The organism is Streptomyces sp. GL_148 (assembly GCF_057834205.1).
In genome coordinates, this window is record NZ_JBYQMC010000002.1 from 96,830 (window position 1) to 119,234 (window position 22,405).

At 62.8% G+C, this 22,405-nt stretch carries 18 protein-coding genes and 9 pseudogenes; 14 read left to right on the plus strand and 13 right to left on the minus strand.

What is annotated here, in order from left to right:
* Nucleotides 1–107: 107 nt before the first annotated feature.
* Together AC3IYI_RS39825 and AC3IYI_RS39830 are read left to right on the plus strand one after the other, a co-directional pair.
* On the plus strand, nt 108–311 hold the full coding sequence (locus AC3IYI_RS39825) for a hypothetical protein (RefSeq protein ID WP_489411987.1): 204 nt from the start codon (nt 108–110) through the stop codon (nt 309–311).
* Between the two features lie 370 nt (nt 312–681).
* Nucleotides 682–2,223 carry a Vps62-related protein gene (locus AC3IYI_RS39830; RefSeq protein ID WP_489411988.1) on the plus strand — a complete coding sequence of 514 codons (1,542 nt, stop codon included), beginning with the start codon at nt 682–684 and terminating at the stop codon, nt 2,221–2,223.
* Between the two features lie 222 nt (nt 2,224–2,445).
* Here AC3IYI_RS39830 and AC3IYI_RS39835 read toward each other — a convergent pair whose 3' ends face one another.
* The 3 genes and pseudogenes from AC3IYI_RS39835 to AC3IYI_RS39845 form a co-directional block, all read right to left on the minus strand.
* Nucleotides 2,446–3,489, minus strand: coding sequence for an ISAzo13 family transposase (locus AC3IYI_RS39835; RefSeq protein WP_489411989.1), 1,044 nt, complete (start codon nt 3,487–3,489; stop codon nt 2,446–2,448).
* Between the two features lie 55 nt (nt 3,490–3,544).
* Nucleotides 3,545–3,844, minus strand: a pseudogene (locus tag AC3IYI_RS39840) (transposase); the annotation flags it as partial.
* 27 nt (nt 3,845–3,871) lie between these two features.
* Nucleotides 3,872–4,127, minus strand: a pseudogene (locus tag AC3IYI_RS39845) (IS6 family transposase); the annotation flags it as partial.
* Nucleotides 4,128–4,255: 128 nt separating this feature from the next.
* Between AC3IYI_RS39845 and AC3IYI_RS39850 the strand changes: the two are divergent.
* Nucleotides 4,256–5,278, plus strand: coding sequence for a class I SAM-dependent methyltransferase (locus tag AC3IYI_RS39850; RefSeq protein ID WP_489411990.1), 1,023 nt, complete (start codon nt 4,256–4,258; stop codon nt 5,276–5,278).
* 40 nt (nt 5,279–5,318) lie between these two features.
* On the opposite strand, the gene AC3IYI_RS39855 is transcribed toward AC3IYI_RS39850, so the two are convergent.
* On the minus strand, nt 5,319–5,678 hold the full coding sequence (locus AC3IYI_RS39855; protein ID WP_489411991.1) for a cupin domain-containing protein: 360 nt from the start codon (nt 5,676–5,678) through the stop codon (nt 5,319–5,321).
* Between the two features lie 137 nt (nt 5,679–5,815).
* Nucleotides 5,816–6,859, minus strand: a pseudogene (locus AC3IYI_RS39860) (IS701 family transposase); the annotation flags it as partial.
* A 50-nt stretch (nt 6,860–6,909) separates the two neighbouring features.
* Between AC3IYI_RS39860 and AC3IYI_RS39865 the strand changes: the two are divergent.
* Nucleotides 6,910–7,197 (plus strand): hypothetical protein, encoded by a 288-nt coding sequence (locus AC3IYI_RS39865; protein WP_489411992.1) that lies wholly within the window; start codon nt 6,910–6,912, stop codon nt 7,195–7,197.
* Between the two features lie 60 nt (nt 7,198–7,257).
* Here AC3IYI_RS39865 and AC3IYI_RS39870 read toward each other — a convergent pair whose 3' ends face one another.
* Nucleotides 7,258–8,007 (minus strand): hypothetical protein, encoded by a 750-nt coding sequence (locus AC3IYI_RS39870; RefSeq protein WP_489411993.1) that lies wholly within the window; start codon nt 8,005–8,007, stop codon nt 7,258–7,260.
* Between the two features lie 569 nt (nt 8,008–8,576).
* Between AC3IYI_RS39870 and AC3IYI_RS39875 the strand changes: the two are divergent.
* A pseudogene (locus AC3IYI_RS39875) lies at nt 8,577–9,749 on the plus strand (IS3 family transposase).
* A gap of 133 nt (nt 9,750–9,882) precedes the next feature.
* On the opposite strand, the gene AC3IYI_RS39880 reads toward AC3IYI_RS39875, so the two are convergent.
* Together AC3IYI_RS39880 and AC3IYI_RS39885 are read right to left on the minus strand one after the other, a co-directional pair.
* Nucleotides 9,883–10,410 (minus strand): IS3 family transposase, encoded by a 528-nt coding sequence (locus AC3IYI_RS39880; protein ID WP_489411994.1) that lies wholly within the window; start codon nt 10,408–10,410, stop codon nt 9,883–9,885.
* The gene (locus AC3IYI_RS39885; RefSeq protein ID WP_489411963.1) at nt 10,407–10,700 is read right to left on the minus strand and encodes a transposase; all 294 of its coding nucleotides are present in this window, start codon (nt 10,698–10,700) and stop codon (nt 10,407–10,409) included. Before AC3IYI_RS39885 ends, AC3IYI_RS39880 begins: the two co-directional genes overlap by 4 nt.
* A gap of 76 nt (nt 10,701–10,776) precedes the next feature.
* On the opposite strand from AC3IYI_RS39885, the pseudogene AC3IYI_RS39890 reads away from it, so the two are divergent.
* From AC3IYI_RS39890 to AC3IYI_RS39915, 6 genes and pseudogenes are all read left to right on the plus strand, one after another.
* Nucleotides 10,777–11,067, plus strand: a pseudogene (locus AC3IYI_RS39890) (integrase core domain-containing protein); the annotation flags it as partial.
* A 48-nt stretch (nt 11,068–11,115) separates the two neighbouring features.
* Nucleotides 11,116–11,808, plus strand: a complete 693-nt coding sequence (locus AC3IYI_RS39895; RefSeq protein ID WP_489412253.1) for a transposase — start codon at nt 11,116–11,118, stop codon at nt 11,806–11,808.
* Nucleotides 11,809–12,015: 207 nt separating this feature from the next.
* Nucleotides 12,016–12,144, plus strand: a pseudogene (locus AC3IYI_RS39900) (IS5/IS1182 family transposase); the annotation flags it as partial.
* A gap of 85 nt (nt 12,145–12,229) precedes the next feature.
* Nucleotides 12,230–13,093: an IS5 family transposase gene (locus AC3IYI_RS39905; protein ID WP_489411995.1), complete on the plus strand. Its 864-nt coding sequence runs from the start codon at nt 12,230–12,232 to the stop codon at nt 13,091–13,093.
* On the plus strand, nt 13,090–13,494 hold the full coding sequence (locus AC3IYI_RS39910) for a hypothetical protein (protein ID WP_489411996.1): 405 nt from the start codon (nt 13,090–13,092) through the stop codon (nt 13,492–13,494). Before AC3IYI_RS39905 ends, AC3IYI_RS39910 begins: the two co-directional genes overlap by 4 nt.
* A pseudogene (locus AC3IYI_RS39915) lies at nt 13,491–13,670 on the plus strand (transposase); the annotation flags it as partial. The gene AC3IYI_RS39910 and the pseudogene AC3IYI_RS39915, both read left to right, overlap by 4 nt.
* Nucleotides 13,671–14,060: 390 nt before the next feature.
* Here the strand turns inward: AC3IYI_RS39915 and AC3IYI_RS39920 are convergent.
* The gene (locus tag AC3IYI_RS39920; protein WP_489411997.1) at nt 14,061–14,951 is read right to left on the minus strand and encodes an ETX/MTX2 family pore-forming toxin; all 891 of its coding nucleotides are present in this window, start codon (nt 14,949–14,951) and stop codon (nt 14,061–14,063) included.
* A gap of 187 nt (nt 14,952–15,138) precedes the next feature.
* Here AC3IYI_RS39920 and AC3IYI_RS39925 point away from each other — a divergent pair, with 187 nt between their 5' ends.
* Nucleotides 15,139–15,369, plus strand: coding sequence for a helix-turn-helix domain-containing protein (locus tag AC3IYI_RS39925; RefSeq protein ID WP_489412254.1), 231 nt, complete (start codon nt 15,139–15,141; stop codon nt 15,367–15,369).
* On the opposite strand, the pseudogene AC3IYI_RS39930 reads toward AC3IYI_RS39925, so the two are convergent.
* The 3 genes and pseudogenes from AC3IYI_RS39930 to AC3IYI_RS39940 form a co-directional block, all read right to left on the minus strand.
* Nucleotides 15,347–15,559: pseudogene (locus tag AC3IYI_RS39930) on the minus strand (transposase family protein); the annotation flags it as partial. The gene AC3IYI_RS39925 and the pseudogene AC3IYI_RS39930 sit on opposite strands and share 23 nt — an antisense overlap.
* A 52-nt stretch (nt 15,560–15,611) precedes the next feature.
* Nucleotides 15,612–16,883, minus strand: coding sequence for an ISAs1 family transposase (locus AC3IYI_RS39935; RefSeq protein WP_489411998.1), 1,272 nt, complete (start codon nt 16,881–16,883; stop codon nt 15,612–15,614).
* A 145-nt stretch (nt 16,884–17,028) separates the two neighbouring features.
* Nucleotides 17,029–17,565: pseudogene (locus tag AC3IYI_RS39940) on the minus strand (transposase); the annotation flags it as partial.
* A gap of 455 nt (nt 17,566–18,020) precedes the next feature.
* Between AC3IYI_RS39940 and AC3IYI_RS39945 the strand changes: the two are divergent.
* On the plus strand, nt 18,021–18,722 hold the full coding sequence (locus AC3IYI_RS39945; protein ID WP_489411999.1) for a hypothetical protein: 702 nt from the start codon (nt 18,021–18,023) through the stop codon (nt 18,720–18,722).
* A gap of 230 nt (nt 18,723–18,952) precedes the next feature.
* Nucleotides 18,953–21,316, plus strand: coding sequence for a glycosyl hydrolase family 95 catalytic domain-containing protein (locus AC3IYI_RS39950; protein ID WP_489412000.1), 2,364 nt, complete (start codon nt 18,953–18,955; stop codon nt 21,314–21,316).
* Nucleotides 21,317–21,478: 162 nt separating this feature from the next.
* On the opposite strand, the gene AC3IYI_RS39955 is transcribed toward AC3IYI_RS39950, so the two are convergent.
* Nucleotides 21,479–22,287, minus strand: a protein-coding gene (locus AC3IYI_RS39955) for an IS5 family transposase (RefSeq protein WP_489412001.1) whose coding sequence is annotated in 2 segments (ribosomal slippage) — nt 21,479–21,967 and nt 21,970–22,287 — 807 coding nt in all. Because the reading frame shifts where the segments join, the coding sequence is not laid out codon by codon here.
* Nucleotides 22,288–22,405 lie beyond the last annotated feature (118 nt).

Consider the following 22,405-nt stretch of genomic DNA (forward strand, 5'->3'; position numbering starts at 1 on the left):
CACCAAGCGAACCTCTCGGTACGACAACGGCTACTGACGTCTTCGCAAACATCAGGCTACGGAGCAGGGCCCTCTTCATGATCAAGGAAATCGGGCTACGAACCCCCGTGAATAAGCCTCACTGGGTCCGGGACGTCGTCCTCGGCGAGGACGCCCGCACCATCCGCACCCGCAACACCCCAGCCATCATGGCCACCCTCGGCGACCTCGTCCGCAGCACGCTCCGCGCGGCCGGCTGGGTCAACACCGCAAGCGCCAGACGCGCCCACACCAACCCCGCCACCATCCTCCAACTCCACGGCATCACATGATCAAACCGGACATTCCCGGAACACTCCGGGGCCCTGGACGTGCCGTTGCCTGAGTCACACCGGACGGGGCGAGGTTTTCAGTAATCACTTGTGCATATTTCGATCACGGACTCTCATGGCCTCGTCTCCGGATTTGATCGCCCACGATTCACCGAGGTTTCCGCAGATCAGAGGGTCGCGGCAGCGATGATCCGCAAACGAACCCGGCCGACGACATCCGAAAGATTCGTGATCGCAATCACTAAATATCAAACCCCCAGACATAGGGATGCAGGATGTCCGGCCAGGCTATTGACCCTCCAGAGGCGCCCTGTTAAAACTTACCGATAAGTAACACGGGCATTCTTCCGGCAGGTGAAAAGGAGAGTTGATGAGACTTCGCGCCTTGCTCAGCGGCCTCGTGGCCGTCGTGACGGCTTCCCTGGTGCCACTCTCCGCTTCCGCCGCGCACGCGCGGTCAGAGACGAATTACAGCGCGGCGGAAAACTCGCCCAGCCTGGAAATAATACCCATTTCCTCCTTCATTAAAATATACGATGATTCCGGAAGTGGGGCAAATGGAGACGTCTCAATATGGAGACCGAACTCGGGAAGCCATCCCGGATTCAGAAGCATCGGTGACGTAGCCATGGATTCTCACTCGACCGCACCTTTGAATGCATTTCTCGTAAAGGATGATGGCGTTACTCTCGCGCCTCCAGTAGACTTTCGAGAAATCTGGAACGATAGAGGGTCGGGGGGAGATCTTGACGGGTCGGTTTGGGAACCGCTAGCCCCGGCAGGCTATACGTGCCTCGGAACTGTAGCAAATTCATCCTACAGTAAGCCTTCCCGTGATTCCGTGCGATGCGTGCGCTCGGATCTAACATATCAGGGAAGGTGGACGAAGATATGGGATGATGCCGGATCGGGTGCAGATCGGGATGTCAGCATTTGGCAGACTGACGCGAAGGATCATATCGGCCTTACCGCATCCACATTCCGTGCCACGAGCTCTCATGACTACCGGGGTCCAGACTCCAGTTACCGCGTGCTCGATAAGCGGAAAATATCGACATTTCAAGCACAGCAAGGTAAAGTCCCCGCCTCCTGGGCACGGGCTTTCGCGCCCGATGTGTACCTAGCCCCGCGGGAAACCTACAACCCGTCTGGCGTCGAGTTCTTTCTCGCAAATACGCATCGCTCATATGGCCACCTAGTCACAAATCAACCTCTTGGGTGCCCGTCATGCACGGATCCAACGTTCTTGAATGGGCAGCCAGTCTCGGAATCCCCAATGTACGCCGAGATCATACCCAAGGTTGATTCTTCGGGGAGAAGTACGGAAACCACCGACATAATCTACTGGATGTTCTATCCTTACAATAACGGCAAACGCGTTTGCCTCGGAATGCAATGGGGAAATACCTGCATAGGTGGATGGGCTACATTCGGTAATCATGTGGGTGACTGGGAGCATCTCACAGTGCGATTCGAGCAGGGCCTTCCGCGCAGTATCGTTCTAAGTCAGCATTCGTGGTCCCAAACGTTCGACTTCGGGGACAAGAACTTGCGACTCGAGCAGCGGAGCGACGGCATCCATCTGCAGGCTTTCTCCGCCGAGGGCTCTCATGCGGTCTACCCGAAAGCTGGAATCCACGTCTACAAGACCCTCCCCAATGGCAGCAGTCTGGCGGATGTCACAGGGGCTGGCGCCCGCTGGGACGGCTCTCGAGCGATAGCTTTCGACTGGCGACAGTTTGGCTCGTATTCTGGAGAATATTCGTGGATGAATATTCCAGAGAGGTGGGGTAACCCTAAGGACGGATGCGAAATAGAGCCCGTGGTAGGGGAATGTACCCTAAATTCAGGTCCAGGGGCTCCGGGCCTGAAGGATTTCGCCCAGCCGTCTCTCGACGCGCCATTTGAATAGAAAGTTGGGTGCCAGACCCTGGTCTCCGCCCGGGCCTGGCACCCAGCTTGGCAAGGTGCTACGACTGCGTACGGGCTTGCAGAGAATCAAGGTGTTGCTTTCCGTGGTTGGCTCGTTTGTGTGGTATTCGCATATCCGGCGAGGTCAGTGATCAACTCGCGTTGAGGTTCGAGGTGCTGTTCCCTCACCTGAACGAGCGGCAGTGAGCCTTTTCCATCTTGATCAGTTGGCGAGTTCGAGGGCGCCGACGGCTCGGACGACTGCGGTGATTCGGGTGGTGCTGCAGCGGAGCTTCCGCAGGAGTCGCCAGCACTTGAGGGTCGCCATGGCGCGTTCGCCGAGGCTGCGGATCTTGGCGTGGTCCCGGTTGTGACGTCGGCGCCAGCCGCGAAGGTTCTTGCCCCGGAACGGGACGCGGACGGCAGCACCCGCACCTTGGTAGGCCTTGTCCGCCCAGCACTTGACGCCGTCGGTGGCGAGAGCGGCGGGGACGGCGAAGGTGGCGGTGTCGTGGTCGACGCCGACGCTGACCCAGCCGGTGTTTCGGGCGATGTCGTAGATCCCGTACGGGATGGCTTGCTCAACATCCGGTCCGCTGAAGAAGAAGTGGTGGTCCTCGACCTGCACCGGATCGCCCTTGGGCCGCCACTCGCGTCCGGCCATGGGCAGGCGGCCGAGCTGTTCGCGCTTCTTGGTGTCCACACTGATCACCGGCTCGCCTGCCCCCTGGTGCTGCTTGACCTGCTCGTTGAGGTAGCGGAACTGGGCTTCACGGTCGGGATGTTGAGCGCCTTCCAGGACCTTGGCGTTGGCCTGCAGGCTGAAGCCGGCCTGCTTCAGCAGCCGGCCCACCGTCGGTGCGGAGACCGGATGCCCTTGCTGGGTCAGCTCCTCGGCCAGATGGCGCAACGACTTCGTTGTCCAGCGCAGCGGAGATTCCGGATCGCCACGCTCGTCCGGCTCGACCAAGGCCATCAGCGCGTTCGCCAAGGCGGGGTCGATCTCATCGGCCGGTTTACGACCTCCGCCTTCGATACGGATGCGTCCGCCGGGCAGCGGCCCGGTGCCGGCTTCCAGTTCCGTGATCCCCCGGCGCACGGTGGTCTCGCTGACGGCCGCTGCCCGGGCCGCAGCGCACACCCAGCCGTAGCCAAGCAGCCGTGCCTCGGCCGCCACCGCCAGACGCCGCTGCCGCTCGTTCAGATGCGGCAGCAACACCGCGAAACGGCAGCCCAGCTGGGGCAGAATCTCCTCCGTGATCGCCATACCAGGCCAACGAGCCGCTGACCCCGAAGCAACAGGTTGATTCTTGACGGCTTCAGTGAACGCGGCAGCGCTGGTAGGCGGCCCCGAGCATGACCTTGCGGATGGCCTTGACCAGGCCGCTGTGGTGGTCGCCGATCACGAGCCGGACCCCCGTCAGACCGCGTTCGCGCAGGTGACGCAGGAACTGGGTCCAGAACACCTCGGTCTCACTGTCCCCGACCATCACCCCCAGTACCTCGCGGCCGCCGTCCTCGGTGATCCCGGTGGCGATCACCACGGCCCGGGACACGATCTGGTGCTCGACCCTGGCCTTGCAGTAGGTCGCGTCCAGATACACGTATGGGAACCGGACGTGTATCTGGACGTCGGCTGCGGACGGCTGCAGGGCCATGAGCACCTCGCCCAAGTGCCATTTTTCGCCCAGTCGTGGGCGCCGTCGGCGCAGGCTGCTGGCCTAGGTCTGGCCGAACTTCAGGCACCAGCGGCGGACCGTCTCGTAGGAGACGACCACGCCGCGCTCCAGCATGAACTCTTCGGCCTTGCGGTAGCTGAGGGGGAAGCGGAAGTACAGCCACACAGTGCGAGATGACCTCCACGGGATGCCGGTGGTTCTTGTACGACGGCACCACATCCGACACCACGGCTCCCCTCCCCAGACACCGACAACCCGAAGATCATCCCAGGCCGCCGAACAAGGTGACAGTGCCAAGCCGGAGGCTAAAAAAGGCGTTAACGTGGCTAAAGCGACAAGTTTGGAGGAAGTGTCATGTCTTTCCCTGAAACCGTCCGGAACTTGGCGAGCGAGATCGAGCACAGCGGGGAGGCCCCCGACATCGCCGCGGCTGCCGCGTTCCTTGAGATTGGCGACCGCCTCGGAGCCATGGACCTCATCAAGCCCGGCAGCACCTTCGACGCCGTATCCCTCGCCGCTCACACCGGCCTCCCCCTGGAGGCAACAGGCCGCTACCTGGAGGCCATCGAGTGTGCCGGCATCATCGAGCCAGTCCGCCCTGATGCCCAGGAGTACCGGACCGTCCCGGACTTCCCGCGAATCCTGCACCGCGCTGGCTATGTGTCGTGGGCGATGAACGCGAACCGGCCGTTCATCGAACATGCCCGCGAGTTCTTTATCGATCCCGAGGCGGCGGGCCGGCGCTACCGGCGGGACGGGCGCGAAGTCGCGATCAGCTCTCAGTGGATGGGCTCGCTCGCCTTCTACCCGGCCGCGCTTGAGCGGATTCTCAGCGCCGAGCCAAGCCGGATCGCCGACCTCGGTGCAGGGAGCTGCCGCCTGCTCATCGAAGTGCTCCAGCACATCCCCGGCTCCACCGGCATCGGCCTAGACCTGGACGCAGGTGCCTGCCGAGCCGCTGAGAAGGCCGCCGAACAAGCCGGCATGGGCGACCGGCTCACCGTCTTGGAGCGCTCTATCCAGTCGGTTGCCGACGACCCCAGCCCATTGGAGGGCGCCGACGTCATTCACGCGGGCTTCGTCTTCCACGACATGATGCCGGAGGAGGAGCACCTCGCCGACGCGGTGCTGGCCAGGTGCCGCGACGCACTCCGGCCGGGGGGGATCATGGCCCTCACCGAAGCCGTCCCCTACTTGCGCAACGCTCGTGAGCGTCGGTTCAGCGCCGTGGTCACCTATTACCACCAACAGTTCATGCAGCGGAAGCTCCTCTCGGAGCAGGAGTGGACCGGCAAGCTCCACAAGGCCGGATTCACAGACGTTGAAACGGTGAAGCTGGGCTTCCCGACAGGCCGACTGTTCGTGGCCCACCGCTGAAGCCCGGAGCTTGCTGGGAGAAATCGGGTGATCGGCAGCCTTACATTGGCTTGGCGTAGTCCCCGAAGCCGGTCCAGTCCAGTGCAACGCAGGGATCCTCGCCTATCACCCAAGCATCATGTCCTGGAGGGATTTCCATGAAGTCGCCAGCTTTGTACTCGTGGCTCTCACCGTCGTCCATGACGACCTTCACCCGTCCGCTGACAATGTAGCCGGTGTGGGCGAACCGGCAACTGTCAGTGTCAGCAATCGGCTTGACATGGGTGGACCAGCGCCAGCCGGGTTCGAAGGTGGCCCTTCCGACCTGGCCCCGGTCGGTGTTCAGTAGATCGAGCCGTCCCTTGTCGAAGCGTCTAGTTTCGTCCGGGGAATCAAAATTCTTACCTACGAGTCTGTTCATTGTCTCTGGCTCCTGACGTATCGGTGCAGCGAAGATACGTCAGGAATAGCGCTAGCTCGCGAACCATCGGCAGCCGTAAGAAATTATCACCCGTCTGGGCCCCCTCGACTTTCGCTGTTCTCGCGGAGCTTGCGTGATCAGGCTGTGTGTTGGAGGCCTGCCTGGGCCCAGGCTTGGTGGACGGCCTGGATTTCGGCGCCTGTCGGCTGGCCTGGGGTGAGGGGGAGAAACCGGGCGGCAATGATCACGCGGCGGAGCTTGGCGAGCATGTCGGCGAAGGACGGCTCGGTCTTGGTGGTGTACCAGGGGGCTCGTGCGCGGTGGTCGGCGGCGTCGCTGGGATGGTGGCCGTGCAACGTGTACCAGACGACGGTGACCGAGTAGCAGTATAGGCCGAACGGGACGGTGCGTCGGACGGCGTTCTCTGTGCGGTTGCGGGCCTGTCCGACGCCGAGCAGTGTGCGGGTTTCGGCGAAGGTGGTCTCGATGGACCACCGCCAGGCGTATCGGGTGACCAGCGCCGCGGCGGAGGTGGCGAGGTCGGTGGTGACCAGTGCCAGGTCGTAGCCGGTGGTGGTGTCCTCGTCGCGGATCAGGATGATGCGGACGGGCTGGGTGTGGAAGGAGCCGTACCAGAGGCAGGGGACATCGGCGATGTGGACCTGGTCGGTGCGGCCGTAGCGGGCGACGCGCGTGGTGGTGAAAGTGGCGGTCTCCGCGAGTTCGGCGGGCGTGCCCAGCCTGGCGCCCTTGAGGCGGGGGCGGCCGCGCTTCCCGGTCGGCGGTGGCGCGAGGTCGAACAGCACGGCGCTGGCCGGCACACGGGTGGTGAGGGTGATCGTCTCGGGCGGGTGGCGCAGGGCCCTGCCGTGGTAGGCGGCGTCCGCCACCACGTGCAGGGGCCGGTCCAGGCACACGGCCAGCAGTTTCACCATCGACGCGGCGAGTTCGACCTTCGACGGTCCGGTCTTGGGCCGCCACAGCCGGGCCATCACCGGCAGGCACACCGGCCGGGCCAGGAACGGCAGTTCCACGACGATCCCGACCACCACGAAGCACGTTCCGCGCCCGACCGGCTTCGGGCCTTTGGCGGCGCCGTCGTGCTGCCACGCGGCACCGAACACCTTCTTCCCGCTCCGCTTGAACAAGGTGTCGTCGACCGCGACCGTGACCGCCACACCCCTGCGGCAGTAGCGTGTCGGCGATCAGATGGGCCAGCATGATCCCCGGGATGTCGACGTTCCAGCGGGTCCGGGAGAAGAAGGCATGGGCCCGGTCGTGCGGCCAGGCCCGGGCCAAGCCTGCCCCGGTCAGCATCCCGGTCACCGTGCCGGCCCCGGTCTGCGCAACCAGCCCCGTCATCATCGCGGTGAACGTCGTGAACCCCGGCGTAGTGAACACGCGCAGCTTCCCCAGCAGCGACGCGGGCACCACCGGACTTGCGGGCATCGGCTTCCCCTCCCCGGGCGCGGCCGCCACAACACCGATGCTGCCGACGCCCCGGCCCACCACGGGCTAGAACAGCCTGCCTGTCACCCACCCAGGTGGGAACCGCTGTTCGGCTCCAGCGCGCCGATCGCTACCGGCGCGGCCCGAACAAGCGACGTCGCGGCGACGGCTGCTCGGGGAAGGCGACCTCGAAGTGGAAACCGTCGTCTCCGACCGCGCGCCGCAGAGTCCGCAACACCACCTCGGGATCGTCGTAGGGGCCGTTGACGAAGAAGGGCTTGCCATCCCGGCCGAAGCCGATCGGGCTCGGGCCCGCAGGCTCGCCGAGCAGCACGGCGGCCTCCATGAACTCCTCGGCGAGTTCTCCCTCGGGTTCGAACCCGAAGCCGCGCGCGTAGGCGGCAGCACCGAACACCAGAGCACGGGCAAGATCGGCCGGAACCTGCACATGCCCCTCGAAGGCGCTGAAGTAGAGCCCGCGGTGTCCGGCCAGCCGACTCTCACTCATCGGCTCCGGGGCGAGTGCGTTCTTCACCCCCAGACACCACACGTCCAACAGGAACCCCGCGACCTGCGCCTTCGTCGAGCGCGTGCTGTCCGCGGCGACGAGCACCGTAAGCAGACCGCGCCCCGCCTCCGCATCGGAAGCCCCGAGATCATGGCCCGCCCACTGCGGCACACCCTCAAGATCCACACTGCGGCTCCAGCCGGCGTTCACCCAGCAACGAGGCCCGCCGCGACTCGACCCCGAGGCCTCCGCCGCGCCATTCAGCACCCCTACAACATCTCCGGCGCTCATCCCCGTCGCCCTGGCGATCGTCTTCACCGACCGACCCTGCTGATCAAGCAAGCGCACCCGCGCAACAAGCGACTCATCCACAGCCGCAGCCTACGGCCAACGCCAAGCCCCCAGGCACCGAACGCCAGCACTCCCACCCGCCCGAGCGACTGCGAAAACCGCGAAAGTCGAGGGCCCCAGGGCTGTTTCAAAATCCCGGCGGAACCTGTCAGTGTGATCAAGGCAGGTGATGTGTTCTATCGCTGTGCCGGGGGCTTACGAGTTGGGGAGCAATGCGAGATCGGCTCGGCTTGGGCCGTGACATGAGACGGGCCGCACGGGTTGAGCATGGTTGTGAAGCGATCCTGGGCCCGTGCGGCCTGTGCTCATCCTGCCCTGTCCAGTGTGTCCCGCCAGCATCTCGGCGAGTTGACCGAAGAGATCGCCCCGAAGTGGGCGGCCGCCCGCGAGCCGGTCCTGCACGACCGGCGTGGCGGGGGCCGCTTGCGGGCGGCGGGATTCGGCCGCAAGCAGAAACTGGGCACGGTCACGGCAGCTGTAGTTCCGTCGTTTTCGCTGTTCGGGGGCTTGCCGGGGTGGGTTTGAGGTGCCCCGAAGTTCGCGGACTCCCGCCATGCAAGAGATACTTACCTTGACCAAAGGATAGGTAAGTGGCAAAGCGCACGACCCCGTACTCGGCAGAACTCAAAGAGCGAGTAGTGCGGGAAGTACTCGACAAATCACGCCCCCACGCGGATGTCGCCAAGGAGTTCGGTGTCACCGAGAGCTCGTTGAGTCGTTGGGTCGCCCAGTACCGGAAGCGGCACCTCGCAGGCGAACCGATGGCAGATTCCATCGCCGCGGACGAGCGTGTCCGCGAGTTGGAGAAGAAATTGCAGGAGGTCACCACCGAACGGGACTTCCTAAAAAAAGCGGCAGCCTTCTTTGCCCGCGACCATCGGTGACCGAGAAGTATGAGTTCATCGACGGCGAGAAGGACAATTTCCCGATCACGGGCATGTGCACCTGGCTTGACGTTTCCACCTCTGGTTTCTACTCCTGGAAAATGCGACCGGCTTCGCCCACTTTTTGAGCGGCGTGAAAAACTGAAGCTCATCATTCGTCATGTCTTCGACGAATCCGATGGCACCTACGGATACCGCCGAGTTCACGCCGCCCTCGGCCGCAAGGGCGTCGAGGCAGGGCCCGAGCTGGTGCGTCTCCTGATGCGGGACCTGGACCTGGTCCCCTGCCAGCCAAGGCCCTGGCGGATCACGACCGTGTCAGACAATGATCAGCCGGCACTCCGGGACTTCCTCGGACGCGACTTCACGGCCGCCGCTCCCGGACAGAAACTGGTGGGAGACATCACATACATCCACACCTGGGACGGCTTCCTCTACCTGGCGACGGTGATTGACTGCCACACCAAGGCCGTTGTCGGCTGGTCCATGGCGAACCACATGAAGACATCCCTCATCTCGGACGCCGTCGACATGGCAGCGGGCAATATCAAGCTCGCTGATGGATGCATATTTCACTCTGACAGAGGAAGCCAGTACACTTCACAAGAGTTCCGAACGAAACTTCAAAGGATGCAAATGCGGCCCTCAGTCGGCAAGACCGGAGTCTGCTGGGACAACGCCATGGCCGAGTCTTTTTTCGGAGCCCTGAAGAACGAACTCGTGTATCGCACTACCTTCCCGTCCCGGGAACACGCACGCAAGGCGATAGTGCGGTACATAGAAGTCTTCTACAACCGTAGACGCCTGCACTCGGGACTTGGGTACAAGACCCCGCAAGAGGTTCACCGCGAATACGAGAAGATACAGCTCGCAGCGTAAGTTTCTCGCGCAAGCACAGTCCGTTTTCTTCGGTGCCCCTCAGACCCCGCAAGAGGTTCACCGCGAATACGAGAAGATTCAGCTCGCAGCGTAAGTTTCTCGCGCAAGCACAGTCCGTTTTCTTCGGTGCCCCTCAGTCCGAGATGAGGGATGTCTTCATGTGGTTCGCCATGGACCAGCCGACAACGGCCTTGGTGTGGCAGTCAATCACCGTCGCCAGGTAGAGGAAGCCGTCCCAGGTGTGGATGTATGTGATGTCTCCCACCAGTTTCTGTCCGGGAGCGGCGGCCGTGAAGTCGCGTCCGAGGAAGTCCCGGAGTGCCGGCTGATCATTGTCTGACACGGTCGTGATCCGCCAGGGCCTTGGCTGGCAGGGGACCAGGTCCAGGTCCCGCATCAGGAGACGCACCAGCTCGGGCCCTGCCTCGACGCCCTTGCGGCCGAGGGCGGCGTGAACTCGGCGGTATCCGTAGGTGCCATCGGATTCGTCGAAGACATGACGAATGATGAGCTTCAGTTTTTCACGCCGCTCAAAAGTGGGCGAAGCCGGTCGCATTTTCCAGGAGTAGAAACCAGAGGTGGAAACGTCAAGCCAGGTGCACATGCCCGTGATCGGGAAATTGTCCTTCTCGCCGTCGATGAACTCATACTTCTCGGTCACCGATGGTCGCGGGCAAAGAAGGCTGCCGCTTTTTTTAGGAAGTCCCGTTCGGTGGTGACCTCCTGCAATTTCTTCTCCAACTCGCGGACACGCTCGTCCGCGGCGATGGAATCTGCCATCGGTTCGCCTGCGAGGTGCCGCTTCCGGTACTGGGCGACCCAACGACTCAACGAGCTCTCGGTGACACCGAACTCCTTGGCGACATCCGCGTGGGGGCGTGATTTGTCGAGTACTTCCCGCACTACTCGCTCTTTGAGTTCTGCCGAGTACGGGGTCGTGCGCTTTGCCACTTACCTATCCTTTGGTCAAGGTAAGTATCACTACGCTCACTTCAAAAACCTGGTGTTGCATCGATCGGTTGAACTCGCCCAGTACACTTCACAAGAGTTCCGAACGAAACTTCAAAGGATGCAAATGCGGCCCTCGGTCGGCAAGACCGGAGTCTGCTGGGACAACGCCATGGCCGAGTCTTTTTTCGGAGCCCTTAAGAACGAACTCGTGTATCGCACTACCTTCCCGTCCCGGGAACACGCACGCAAGGCGATAGTGCGGTACATAGAAGTCTTCTACAACCGTAGACGCCTGCACTCGGGACTTGGGTACAAGACCCCGCAAGAGGTTCACCGCGAATACGAGAAGATACAGCTCGCAGCGTAAGTTTCTCGCGCAAGCACAGTCCGTTTTCTTCGGTGCCCCTCAGTGACGATGCTGATCGTCACCCGGGAGGGTGACCGCCGGTGCAAGCTGCCGCCCTCCGAGCGGGCCCTGGCCGCACTGGTGTACCTGAAGAAGAACGACACCCTGACTCAGATCGCGGCGGGTTTCGGGATCAGCGTGGGTACCACCCACGCCTACGTTCACGGCGTTGTGGCGCTCCTGGCAGGCCGGGCGCCGGGCCTGACCGCGGCTTTGAGAACGGCGGACGCCCGGTATGTCCTGCTGGACGGGACCCTCGCCGAGTGCGACCGGGTTGGTGACGGCCGCGCCGACTGCTCGGGCAAACACCGCCGCCACGGGGTAAACATGCAGGTCATCACCGCGCCGGACGGAGCCCTGGTCTGGATCTCACCCGCTCTCGCGGGCCGGATCCACGATCTCACCGCGGCCCGTCGGCACCGGATCATCGCCACATGCATCCGCCTCGGCATCCCCGTCCTGGCGGACAAGGCCTACCAGGGAGCCGGCGACATCGTCGCCGCCCCACACCGCCGGCGACCCGGCAAAGACCTCACCGTCAAACAGAAGTCCGTCAACCGGGCACACTCCCGACTCCGGTGGCCCGTCGAGAGAGCCATCGCCCGGATCAAGACCTGGCGCATCCTCCGCAAAACCCGAACCAGCCCGAACAAACTCACGTCAATCACCAAAGCCATCCTCACCCTGGAGGGGCACCGCTGAAAAGGTTCAATGCGGCGGCGGTGACCTGCGAGAAGACCGGAGAGGTGCTGCAGGGTGCGGCTGGACAGATCGATGGCGGACGGGCAGACAAGCACGAGAGCTCCTGGCGGACTGGTGATCTTGGTCGTGAACCCGTCTACCAGGAGCTTTCTTCATGCCCACCACCGGGAACCCCGATCCAACCACCCGTCAGGTTGGAAGAGGTTCATCGCGAAAAGCTGGGTGGACACCGGCTTCAAGAACACCGTCGTCGAGCACGGCGCCCGCCTCGGAATCGACGTCGAAGTCGTCAACCGCAACCCGGAAAAGCGCGGCTTCCACGTCATGAGTGGGCGTTAAGTCCGACCTTCCTCGGTTCGTGATCGCTCGATCGTGGTACTGATCGCCGTCCGGGCCGCCTGGTGAGCATGTCCATGCTGAGATGCGGGGCGTGGAGAGAGAGCCGTACCTCAGCGACTTATCGGACGAGCAGTGGGCGTTGATCGAGCCGATGATCACGGCCTGGAAGCAGGACAGGGTGGCGCGGTCGGCGACCGGAGATCCCGGGTCCTGCGACCTCCGGGAGGTCGTGAACGCGATCTTCTATCAGAACCGGACGGGCTGTCAGTGGCGATTCCTGCCACATGACTTCCCGGCCTGGTCGGCGGTGTTCTACTACTTCAGGTTGTGGCGCCAGGGCGGGCTTGACCAGCGGATCCAGGAACTCCTTCGCTGCCAAGTCAGGGAGAGGGCCCGCCGATTAGAGGACCCGTCCCTCGTGATCATCGATACCCAGTCCGTCCGTGCTGCGGCGGGTGTTCCCAGGGCCACGACGGGGCTGGATGCGAACAAGAAGGTGTCGGGGCGCAAGCGGGGACTGGCCGTCGACGTTCTGGGGCTGATCATCGGCGTCGTCGTCATGGCTGCCTCGGCGCACGACAACGCAGCCGGCATCGCCCTGCTCGACCAGGCCGCCGAGCGGTGCGGAATGCGCCTGGAGAAGGTGCTGGTGGACCAGGGCTTCAAGGAAGCGGTCATCGTTCATGGCGCCCTGCTGGACATCGGCGTCGAGGTCGTCCGCCGCAACCCTGCCGACCAGGGCAAAGGGTTCGTCCCGCAGCCCAAGCGGTGGGTGGTCGAGCAGACGAACGGCACGCTGATGCTCCACCGGCGTCTGACCCGTGAGTACGACCACCGGCCCGACACCTCCGCCTCGCGCGTCTACTGGGCCTCCACCGCCAACATGGCCCGCCGCCTCACCACACCCACGCCGACCTGGCGCGACACCATCGGGCTGGCCGCGTGAACATCACCGAACTCCTGGTGGACCTTCACCTCCGGGAGAACCAGGCCACAGCCCGGGCAGACGAACTCCGCCATCAGATCGCACACTTCACCGCCGCCCTCACCGAGACCGAAGCTCGCCTCGCGGACCTCGCCACCACCCGCAAGGTCATCACCGAACTCGCACCTACCGGCACCGAACCCGATCCGCCCGAGTCGAGCACCGCCTACCAGACCATCGGCGACGCAACCAGCACCCCGACCAGGCGTTCCGGGCCAGCGACCTGCACGAACTCCTCGACATGCCCACCGACGAAGCATCCGTCAACATCACCCGCAGCCGCCTCAGACGCCTCACCCGCCAAGGCTTCCTCACCCAACCCGGACGAGGCCGCTACCAGAAACAGACTTAACGCCCACTGAAAAGACGCTGGGTGGTAGAGCGGAGCATCGGCTGGATCATGATGCACCGCCGCCTCGCCCGCGACTACGAGACCCTCACCACCAGCTCCGAAGTCATGATCTACATCGCCTCGATCGACAACCTCGCCAAGCGAATAACGGACGAAACCACACCTACCTGGCGAGGGACGTACTAGGGCAACAAAGGGCAATCCGCCTACTTCAAACGCCCTCTGAGATGTCCGTCAAAGCGGATCACGCCCAGAGAGCTGGTACAACTTGCACCGTCTCCACAGCAGTCTCGGCTACCGTAGTCCCGCCGAATATGAGACCGCCTTGGCGGCTTGACCAACACACCAAAGGTGTCCGTCAAAGCGGAACAAGATCACGGCCCGCAGTTCGGCATAGACACGGGCCACCAGCGCATCCAGTTGATCTGCGTCCAGCCCCGTCGTAACGTTCCATCCCAACGGCCCTGCCCGGTAGAAATCTGACGTTGTCGCAAAACGTCACGCTACCGAGCAGGGCCGCTTCCGTGATCAACGACAACCAGCCCGAGAATCTCGTGAATAGACCTCCTGGGGCGGCTAAATTTCCAGGGGATTTACCCGCTCAGTGTCCACCTCGGGAAAGATCTTGTATTCGTAGGTAGAAGGGGCCTGGGACGGAGCGGGCGCGAGGCCGACGCCATAGGGGGTGATGGCGACTTGTACGGACATGGTAGTGCCATAATTGGCGGTGTAACTGGCGATACCGTCGAACTTGACGGTCTGTGTGGCGTCGTCCACCGTGATCCCGGTAGGCAAGGGAGGCGGGTGGACCTTATATTTTATTCCGCCGTATCGCAGCGGGCCTAGGATTCCATAGATCGGGACGTCGAAGTGGTGCCTTGAGGGGCGATACACATCGAAAGTTGCGTTGCCGCCGAGGTCGGTGTTCAGGGCTAGCCGGCCGGTGGCTCTGGCCTGCTGCAGCACGACAGCGACGTCGGCCTTGCTGTGGGCAGGGACCTTGATGTTCTGGGACGGCGCTGTGTACGTCTGCGTGACCGAGGAGGTCTGGGTTTCGGTTTTGCTAAAATTGACGGTCGTGCTGAGCGTGGTGTTGACCGCGAACCCGGAGTACGTGTATGAGGCGCCCACAGTGGCGGTGGCGCTCAGACCCCGCGTCACGGAAGTGCTCAGAGTTTCGTTTATGGCCTGGCTGAACGACTGGGTGGACAGTGTCTGCTCGACGTCACTGCTGTTGACCAGGGTCGTAGAGCCGATGTACCAGGTGTTCGCGTAAGAAATCTCCGGGCTTCCGATGGGGATGGCCTCAGCGTTCTGAAAGGTGACGCCACTACTACTGACGTGCTGCACCTCAAAGTAGCCCGAATAGGCCACCCAGGAGGGCACCTGATCCCTAATAGCCGAATCAAGGTTTACGAGTTTGTCCTCGTCTGTACGGGCCGGATCTGCAGAGTATGTTTCACTCATTTCGGCACCACTTTCTTTCTTTGCGCACTCCGATTTCCTTCCCTGGCGTCGTTGCTGGCCCTAGAATCTTCAGTGGGCAGATTAGAAGCATACTGAATCGAAACTCTTTGACTGCCCGGTTTCGTTGGGTGTGTGTGACGGGTTCGGGTGACGGGCGGCGGTGCAGGAAGTGGTGCGGCTGCGGGTGGTGGCCGCACCGGAGTCGGGGCGGCTGGGTCCGTACCGGCAGGCGGCTGGGGCGTTCGGGGTGTCGGAGCGCTCGGCGGGCACGTGGTGGCGCAGGTACCGGGCCGGCGGGCGCCCGGCGCTTGCCGTGCCGGTGAAAGCCCGTACCGGTCCGGGCGAGCGGATCGGTGCGGACGACCGCGCCGTGCTGTTCCGGGCACTGAACCTTTTCAGCGGTGCCCCTCCAGGGTGAGGATGGCTTTGGTGATTGACGTGAGTTTGTTCGGGCTGGTTCGGGCTTTGCGGAGGATGCGCCAGGTCTTGATCCGGGCGATGGCTCTCTCGACGGGCCACCGGAGTCGGGAGTGTGCCCGGTTGACGGACTTCTGTTTGACGGTGAGGTCTTTGCCGGGTCGCCGGCGGTGTGGGACGGCGACGATGTCGCCGGCTCCCTGGTAGCAGGGCCCCGGAGTGTTCCGGGAATGTCCGGTTTGATCATGTGATGCCGTGGAGTTGGAGGATGGTGGCGGGGTTGGTGTGGGCGCGTCTGGCGCTTGCGGTGTTGACCCAGCCGGCCGCGCGGAGTGTGCTGCGGACGAGGTCGCCGAGGGTGGCCATGATGGCTGGGGTGTTGCGGGTGCGGATGGTGCGGGCGTCCTCGCCGAAGACGACGTCCCGGACCCAGTGGACGCTGTTCTCGATTGTCCAGTGGTCGCGGGCCCAGGCCGCGATCTCGTCGGCGCTCGCCTGCTCGGCGGGCAGGTCGGTGACCGCGTAGACGATCTCCTCCGTCCACTTCTTCGTGCCGAGTGGGCGGCGTCGGCGGCGGGTGCGGACGACCTGGCGGGCGTGCGGGAACAGGAGCCCGTTGACGCTGGCGACCTGGAGTTCGCGGATCTCCTCGCGGCCGTGGCCGTGGCCGCGTTCGCTGGTGCGGTGCAGGACCGGGATCTGTTTCCAGGGGAGGGACTTCAGCTGCCGGGCGAGGTTCTTCTGGTTGCCCTTCACGCTGAGCAGGTAGTGTGCGCCGCGCTCTTCAACGAGGTAGCGGGCGTGCTCGCGCTGGGCGTGCAGGGCGTCGAGGGTGACCACGGCATCCTCCAGTTCCTCGTCGGGGATCTGTTCCATCAGGGGCTGGATCTCGGGTATCTCGTTGGTCTTGGCGCCGACCTCGCGGGCGGCGACAGTCAGCGCGTCCTGGTGGCGCACCGCGGAGAAGACGTAGACCTTGGAGCCGTCTGGGCGCTTCGCCCCGCGCAGGCACTTGCCGTCGGCCGCGAGAGCCCGTCGCCGCGGGCGGGGCCGGGGTTCGCCGCCGGCGGAGCGGTGGGCACGGCACGGTTCGCGTTCGGCCAGTCCCTCTGGATTCTGCACGCTCGGTTCCTGGGCCGCTGTCTGCTGGGCCAGGACGGCCAGTCGTGCGTAGCCGGCCCGGGTCAGCTCAGCCGGGTCGACCCTGCCGTAGGCGTCGCGCAGGGTCTTCTCGTCGGGGCGCCGCACCCGCCCGCCGATCGGGTCGAAGGGACAGCCGAGGACGGCCAGGACCTGCTGGTCGCAGCGGCTCACCCACTCGCCGATCGCCACAAGGGAGTTGTGGCCGGCACTGGTCATCGCGCACACCCCGATCGCCAGCCGGTAGCGCACCCCACGCGGATCACGTGGATCAGGCACCTGGGCCAAGGCCTGCAGCAGGCCGTCCGGGACGGGCGGCTCCGACTCGGTCGGCGACCGCGCCAGCAGGGGCGCGCACACGGGCGCGACGGCCATACGGGAAGATGAAGCGACGAGCACGGCACCCCTGCAGATCGTGAAGCCTAGAGAACTCCATGATCCACAGGTGCCGTGCTCGCTTCATGCCCAGGACCAGCCGCCGCCCATGTGATCAAACCGGACATTCCCGGAACACTCCGGGGCCCTGCCCCTGGTAGGCCTTGTCCGCCAGGACGGGGATGCCGAGGCGGATGCATGTGGCGATGATCCGGTGCCGACGGGCCGCGGTGAGATCGTGGATCCGGCCCGCGAGAGCGGGTGAGATCCAGACCAGGGCTCCGTCCAGCGCGGTGATGACCTGCATGTTTACCCCGTGGCGGCGGTGTTTGCCCGAGCAGTCGGCGCGGCCGTCACCAACCCGGTCGCACTCGGCGAGGGTCCCGTCCAGCAGGACATACCGGGCGTCCGCCGTTCTCAAAGCCGCGGTCAGGCCCGGCGCCCGGCCTGCCAGGAGCGCCACAACGCCGTGAACGTAGGCGTGGGTGGTACCCACGCTGATCCCGAAACCCGCCGCGATCTGAGTCAGGGTGTCGTTCTTCTTCAGGTACACCAGTGCGGCCAGGGCCCGCTCGGAGGGCGGCAGCTTGCACCGGCGGTCACCCTCCCGGGTGACGATCAGCATCGTCACCCACTCCACGAGGGCATGCGCAACATCGAGTACGGCACGACAGGGAACCAACAGAGCCCCCAGGCTGAAGAGTTGAGCATCGATACCTTGCTCAACAGCCCGGGGGCTCTGCCCGTTTCACCACCACCTCGTCACCCGATCAGTGGCCAAGTTGAAAATGCTCAGTGCAGTGCGGGACTTGAACCGCCTCGAGCTGGCCGGGGAGGTGTGCGGGCCGCCTGGGGGCGCTCGTTGCTACGGTCCCGTCCTGGCTGGCCGGACAGGTCGGTGTCCTGGAGTTCGCCGAGCGGTACGGGCCCGGGACCGACGGCTGGCGGATGCCGTCCTCGAAGACGAAGCGCGGCCGTCTCGCCCAAGTCTTCGGCCAGGACGCCCTGGCCTTGTGGCGGGCCGGCCGCCTGGGCCGGTGATACCCCGGCATGGATCCGTGAGATCGAGGCTGTGGGCCTGCTGCGGCAGGTCCTCGTGCAGACCTGCATCATCCGCAGCGATGCCCGGGGCGGCAGGTGATCAGGAAGCGGGACGCCGGCGACGGCGTCCCGCGCGGCCAACTCCGCCTGGCCTCCCATTGCGACGCGGACGCACGCTGGGCGGCCAAGGACGACGACCTGTTCTGGCTGGGCTACAAGATCCACCCCACCGGAACGTGCGGCACACTCCCCGAAGCCGAAGCCGAAGCCGAAGCCGAAGCCGAAGCAGGGGCAGGGGCAGGGGCAGGGGTGAAGCCGAATCTGATCACCGATGTGCATACCACCGACGCGACCGTGCCGGACGTGAAAGCTACCGCCCCCATCCAGCACAAGCTCGCGGAGCACGGCGTGAAACCGGCAGGGCACCACCCCGACTCCGGCTACCCGTCGGCCGACCTGATCACCAAGGCCGTGCAAGACGGTATCCGTATGGTCACTCCAGCCCTCCTGGACCACTCCGCGCAGGCCAAGGCAGCCGAAGGCTTCGAGAAGAACGCTTTCACCATCAACTGGAAGACCCGGCAGGTCCGCTGCCCAGCCGACCGCACCAGTTCCCACTGGAACCCGGTCAAACAGCACGGCAAGGACGCCATCGTGATCACCTTCAGCGTCCTGACCTCCAACGACAGGGGGTGCCACACACCCCTTCGATACCGGGCTTCAACCCTCGACGGCTTCATAGCCTGCACCCGCCGCCCTCGATACGCCATCCCCACAGCGACAAGCCAAAGTGAGTAACCAGCTCACTTCCGACTTGACCGACTGTCGAATAACACCACTTAAGTCTAACCCGTGCGGAATTTAAGGCAACTCCCTGGTGAGCTGACTAGAACAGAATTCGCGCCATTGATAGGAGAGTTGCAACCCCGTCAACTGACCTTTACAGGAGCGAGACTTTGCTCTAGTGTGCGAGCCGAGTTTCAAATTTACCCTAATACTGCCCATTTTTCGCCCGCCAAAGGAATTGCATGACGACCTCTTTTTCATCCACTTCCAGGTATGCAATAGCGGCAATTTCTGCTGCCATTCTGGTGGCAATCGGATTGACGGGGATTCATTTTCCGCATGAATCAGACCGTCAAGCTGCTGTCAGATCATCCTGTGGAGACGAGGACGATCAGTGGGTTCTGAAGTCGACGAAAATTGACCCAGGAAGCGACTATCACGCTTACGTTGGAAACGGATACTTGGGGCAACGAATCCCTCCCAATGGAATGGGATACTACTCATCCGGCGCTCCGACGGGGTGGCCATTGAAGAGCCCTCAATATGATGGTTCTTTCATTTCGGGCCTCTATGCGGATGGACCGGATTCTCTACAAGGGCGCCAAGCGATTGCAGCCGTGCCTACCTGGACAACTCTTAATTTTGCGGCAGGTAACCTCAGTCAACCCTTTTCTTCGGATACGCCATCAAATCAAATTTCTAATTATCGCCAGGTGCTGAATATGGGCTGCGGGATCGTTCGCACCTCACTCACTTGGACCGCGGAAGATGGGCGCGCGACTGACTTGGTCTATGAAGTCCTCGCCGACCGAAAGAATGCACACCTTGGCGCTGTGCGTCTTACTTTTACCCCTCGGTGGAGTGGCATAGCTAGGGTGTCCGACCTAATCGACGGGCGTGGTGCTCGACGCATAACATCAAAAAATTCTCCCTCCTCTGGAGAAGGAACTATCGGTGTGACTTTTAAGACCGAAGGAACTGGCACACTCGGGGCAATCTCGTCAACAGTAAAAGCTCGCGATGGAAAAGAAGAGGTGTCGACTCTTGACCACCTAAGCGACCTCAGCAGTAAGCAGACTTTCAAATTTGTGGTACAGAGTGGAAAGAAATACGAAGTAGCTAAGTATGTCGGAGTGGACACTTCTCTCACTTCCCCTAATCCGCAAGTGGATGCGGAAAGTGTTTCGCGGCAAGCTGCAAGCGAGAGCTGGGACTCTACTTTTGGTGAACATGTAGAAGCTTGGAAAAAGCTTTGGGAAGGAAACATAAGCGTTAACGGAGACAAAGATTTGCAGAGTACAGTAAGATCTGCCGAATATGGTCTCCTAGCCAACACGAGAGAGGATAATCCGAACAGTATATCGCCGAGCGGGCTTACCAGCGATAACTACGCCGGGCAGGTATTCTGGGATGCCGACACATGGATTTATCCCGCACTTTTGGCGACTCATCCAAGTCTAGCCAAGTCTATTATTGACTACCGCTTCGAAACCGCTCCAGCTGCTCGGCGTAACGCGCAAAAGCTCGGATACAAAGGGCTCTTCTACTCGTGGACGAGTGGCGCAAAGGGTGATCTTTGGGGGGAGTGTCAGAGCTGGGACCCGCCTCACTGTAAGACGCAGAATCACTTGATGGGTGATATCTCTCTCGCGGCCTGGCAATATTATGCTGCTACTAAAGACAGGGAATGGCTGACAGGTCGCGGCTGGCCGATAATTGACGGAATCGCAGAATTCTGGGAATCCCGAGTTACGTTGAATCCCTCAGATGGAAGCTATTCGATTAAGGGCGTAGCCGGCCCCGATGAATATAGCAACGGAGTGAATGACGGCGTTTTTACGAATGCGGGTGCGATCACCTCACTCCGCAACGCTGTTCGAGTAGCTCGGATTCTCGGAAAGCCCGTGCCGGCCTCGTGGGAACGGATAGCAGATAAGATCCGGATTCCGTACGATTCGAAGCATGAAATATTCCGACAGTACGACGGATATACCGGGGACTCGGTGATCAAACAGGCGGATGCAGCGCTACTGATTTATCCTCTCGAATGGCCCATGTCTAACCAAGAGAGGCTGGCCACCCTCGAATATTACGCTGCACGCACGGATCCTGATGGTCCTGCAATGACCGACTCAGTCCATACCATTGCTGCAGCACGACTGAAGCAATGCTCAACTTACAAATATCTGAGAAGGTCCGTCGATCCTTTCGTTCGAGGTCCGTTTAAGATATTCTCTGAAGCTCGAGGGGATAAAGCTGGAGCGCGCGACCCACATGCAGGTGAGCCTGCTCAGGATTTCCTTACTGCTAAGGGAGGCCTGTTGCAGGAATTTACTTACGGGCTGGCTGGACTCCGACTAGGTGAGGAGTCAGTTTCAGTCGATCCATTCTTGCCGGCGCAGCTGTCTGCAGGAGTTAAACTGCAGGGGCTGCATTGGCAGGGCCGCATATTTAATATCGGAATAGGCGCGGACACGACTGTGATTAGCTTGGTTCGTGGAGGAGCGCCTATTCGGCTCGAAACGCCACAAGGTATCAAGGTACTTCAAGACGGTAATTCCGTCGAGATTGCTACACAGCATCCGGGTAACGAGAATTGCGATTGAGCTTATGCGCCCTTAAGTTGGGGGATTCCGTAGTGCGTGGGTCCGCACGCAGGGATTGAATTCGATATAATTCAAGTATGGGGCTTGCGGTTTATGTCTCGCGCCTAGGCGCGAGAGCGTCGCGTTCCGGCTCTGGGTTACCTCTACGAGCTCGTAACACGATCATGAGTCGGGCTTGTTGAGGCGTCGCCAGCAGATGAGGCTGCAGGCGAGGGAGACGAAGGCGTCGTGGAGTTCGGTGCGGCGTTCCCATCGGACGGCCAGTCGTTTGAACTGGTGGAGCAGGGCGAAGGTCTGTTCCACGACGTAGCGGAGCTTGCCCACGCCCTTGATGTTCGGGGCTCCTTTGCGGGAGATGACGGGCAGGATACGGCGTTTGCGCAGCTCATCGCGGTTGGGGTTGGAGTCGTAACCCTTGTCTCCGAGCAGGGCCTCGGGCCTCCGGCGGGGCCGGCCGGGACGGCCTGCCACGGGTGGGATGCCGTCGACCAGGGCGAGGGTCTGGGTGACGTCGTTGACGTTCGCCGCTGTCGTGATGACTTTGAGCGGGGTGCCGCGTCCGTCGCAGATCAGGTGGTGCTTGCTGCCCGTCTTCCGCCGGTCGACCGGCGACGGACCGGTGTCGGCGCCCCCTTTTTCGCCCGGATGTGGGAGCCGTCCACGCAGGCTCTGGACCAGTCGAGGCGGCCGGCCGCGTGCAGCTCCGCGAGCAGGATGCGGTGCAGTTGTTCGAAAACCCCGGCCTGCTGCCACCGCTCCAGTCTTCTCCAGCACGTCTGCCCGGACCCGAACCCCAACTCAGGCGGCAGAAGTTGCCAGGCGATGTCGTTGCAGAGCACGTACAGGATGCCCTGCAGGCACAGCCGGTCAGCCACCGGCCGCGGCCCTGGTGACCTCGTCGGCCAGGGCGGCAGCAGCGGCTCGATCAGCGCCCACAAGTCGTCGTCCACGATCCACGGCCGAGTGCTCACACCATCACGAACGGTCGAATCGTCACACCGGTCACGCCCGACTGTTGAGCGACGCTGAAGATGAGCATGAGGGCGACGCGCTGGTTGTCGATGGGGAGGGATGAAACGACCCCGGCGG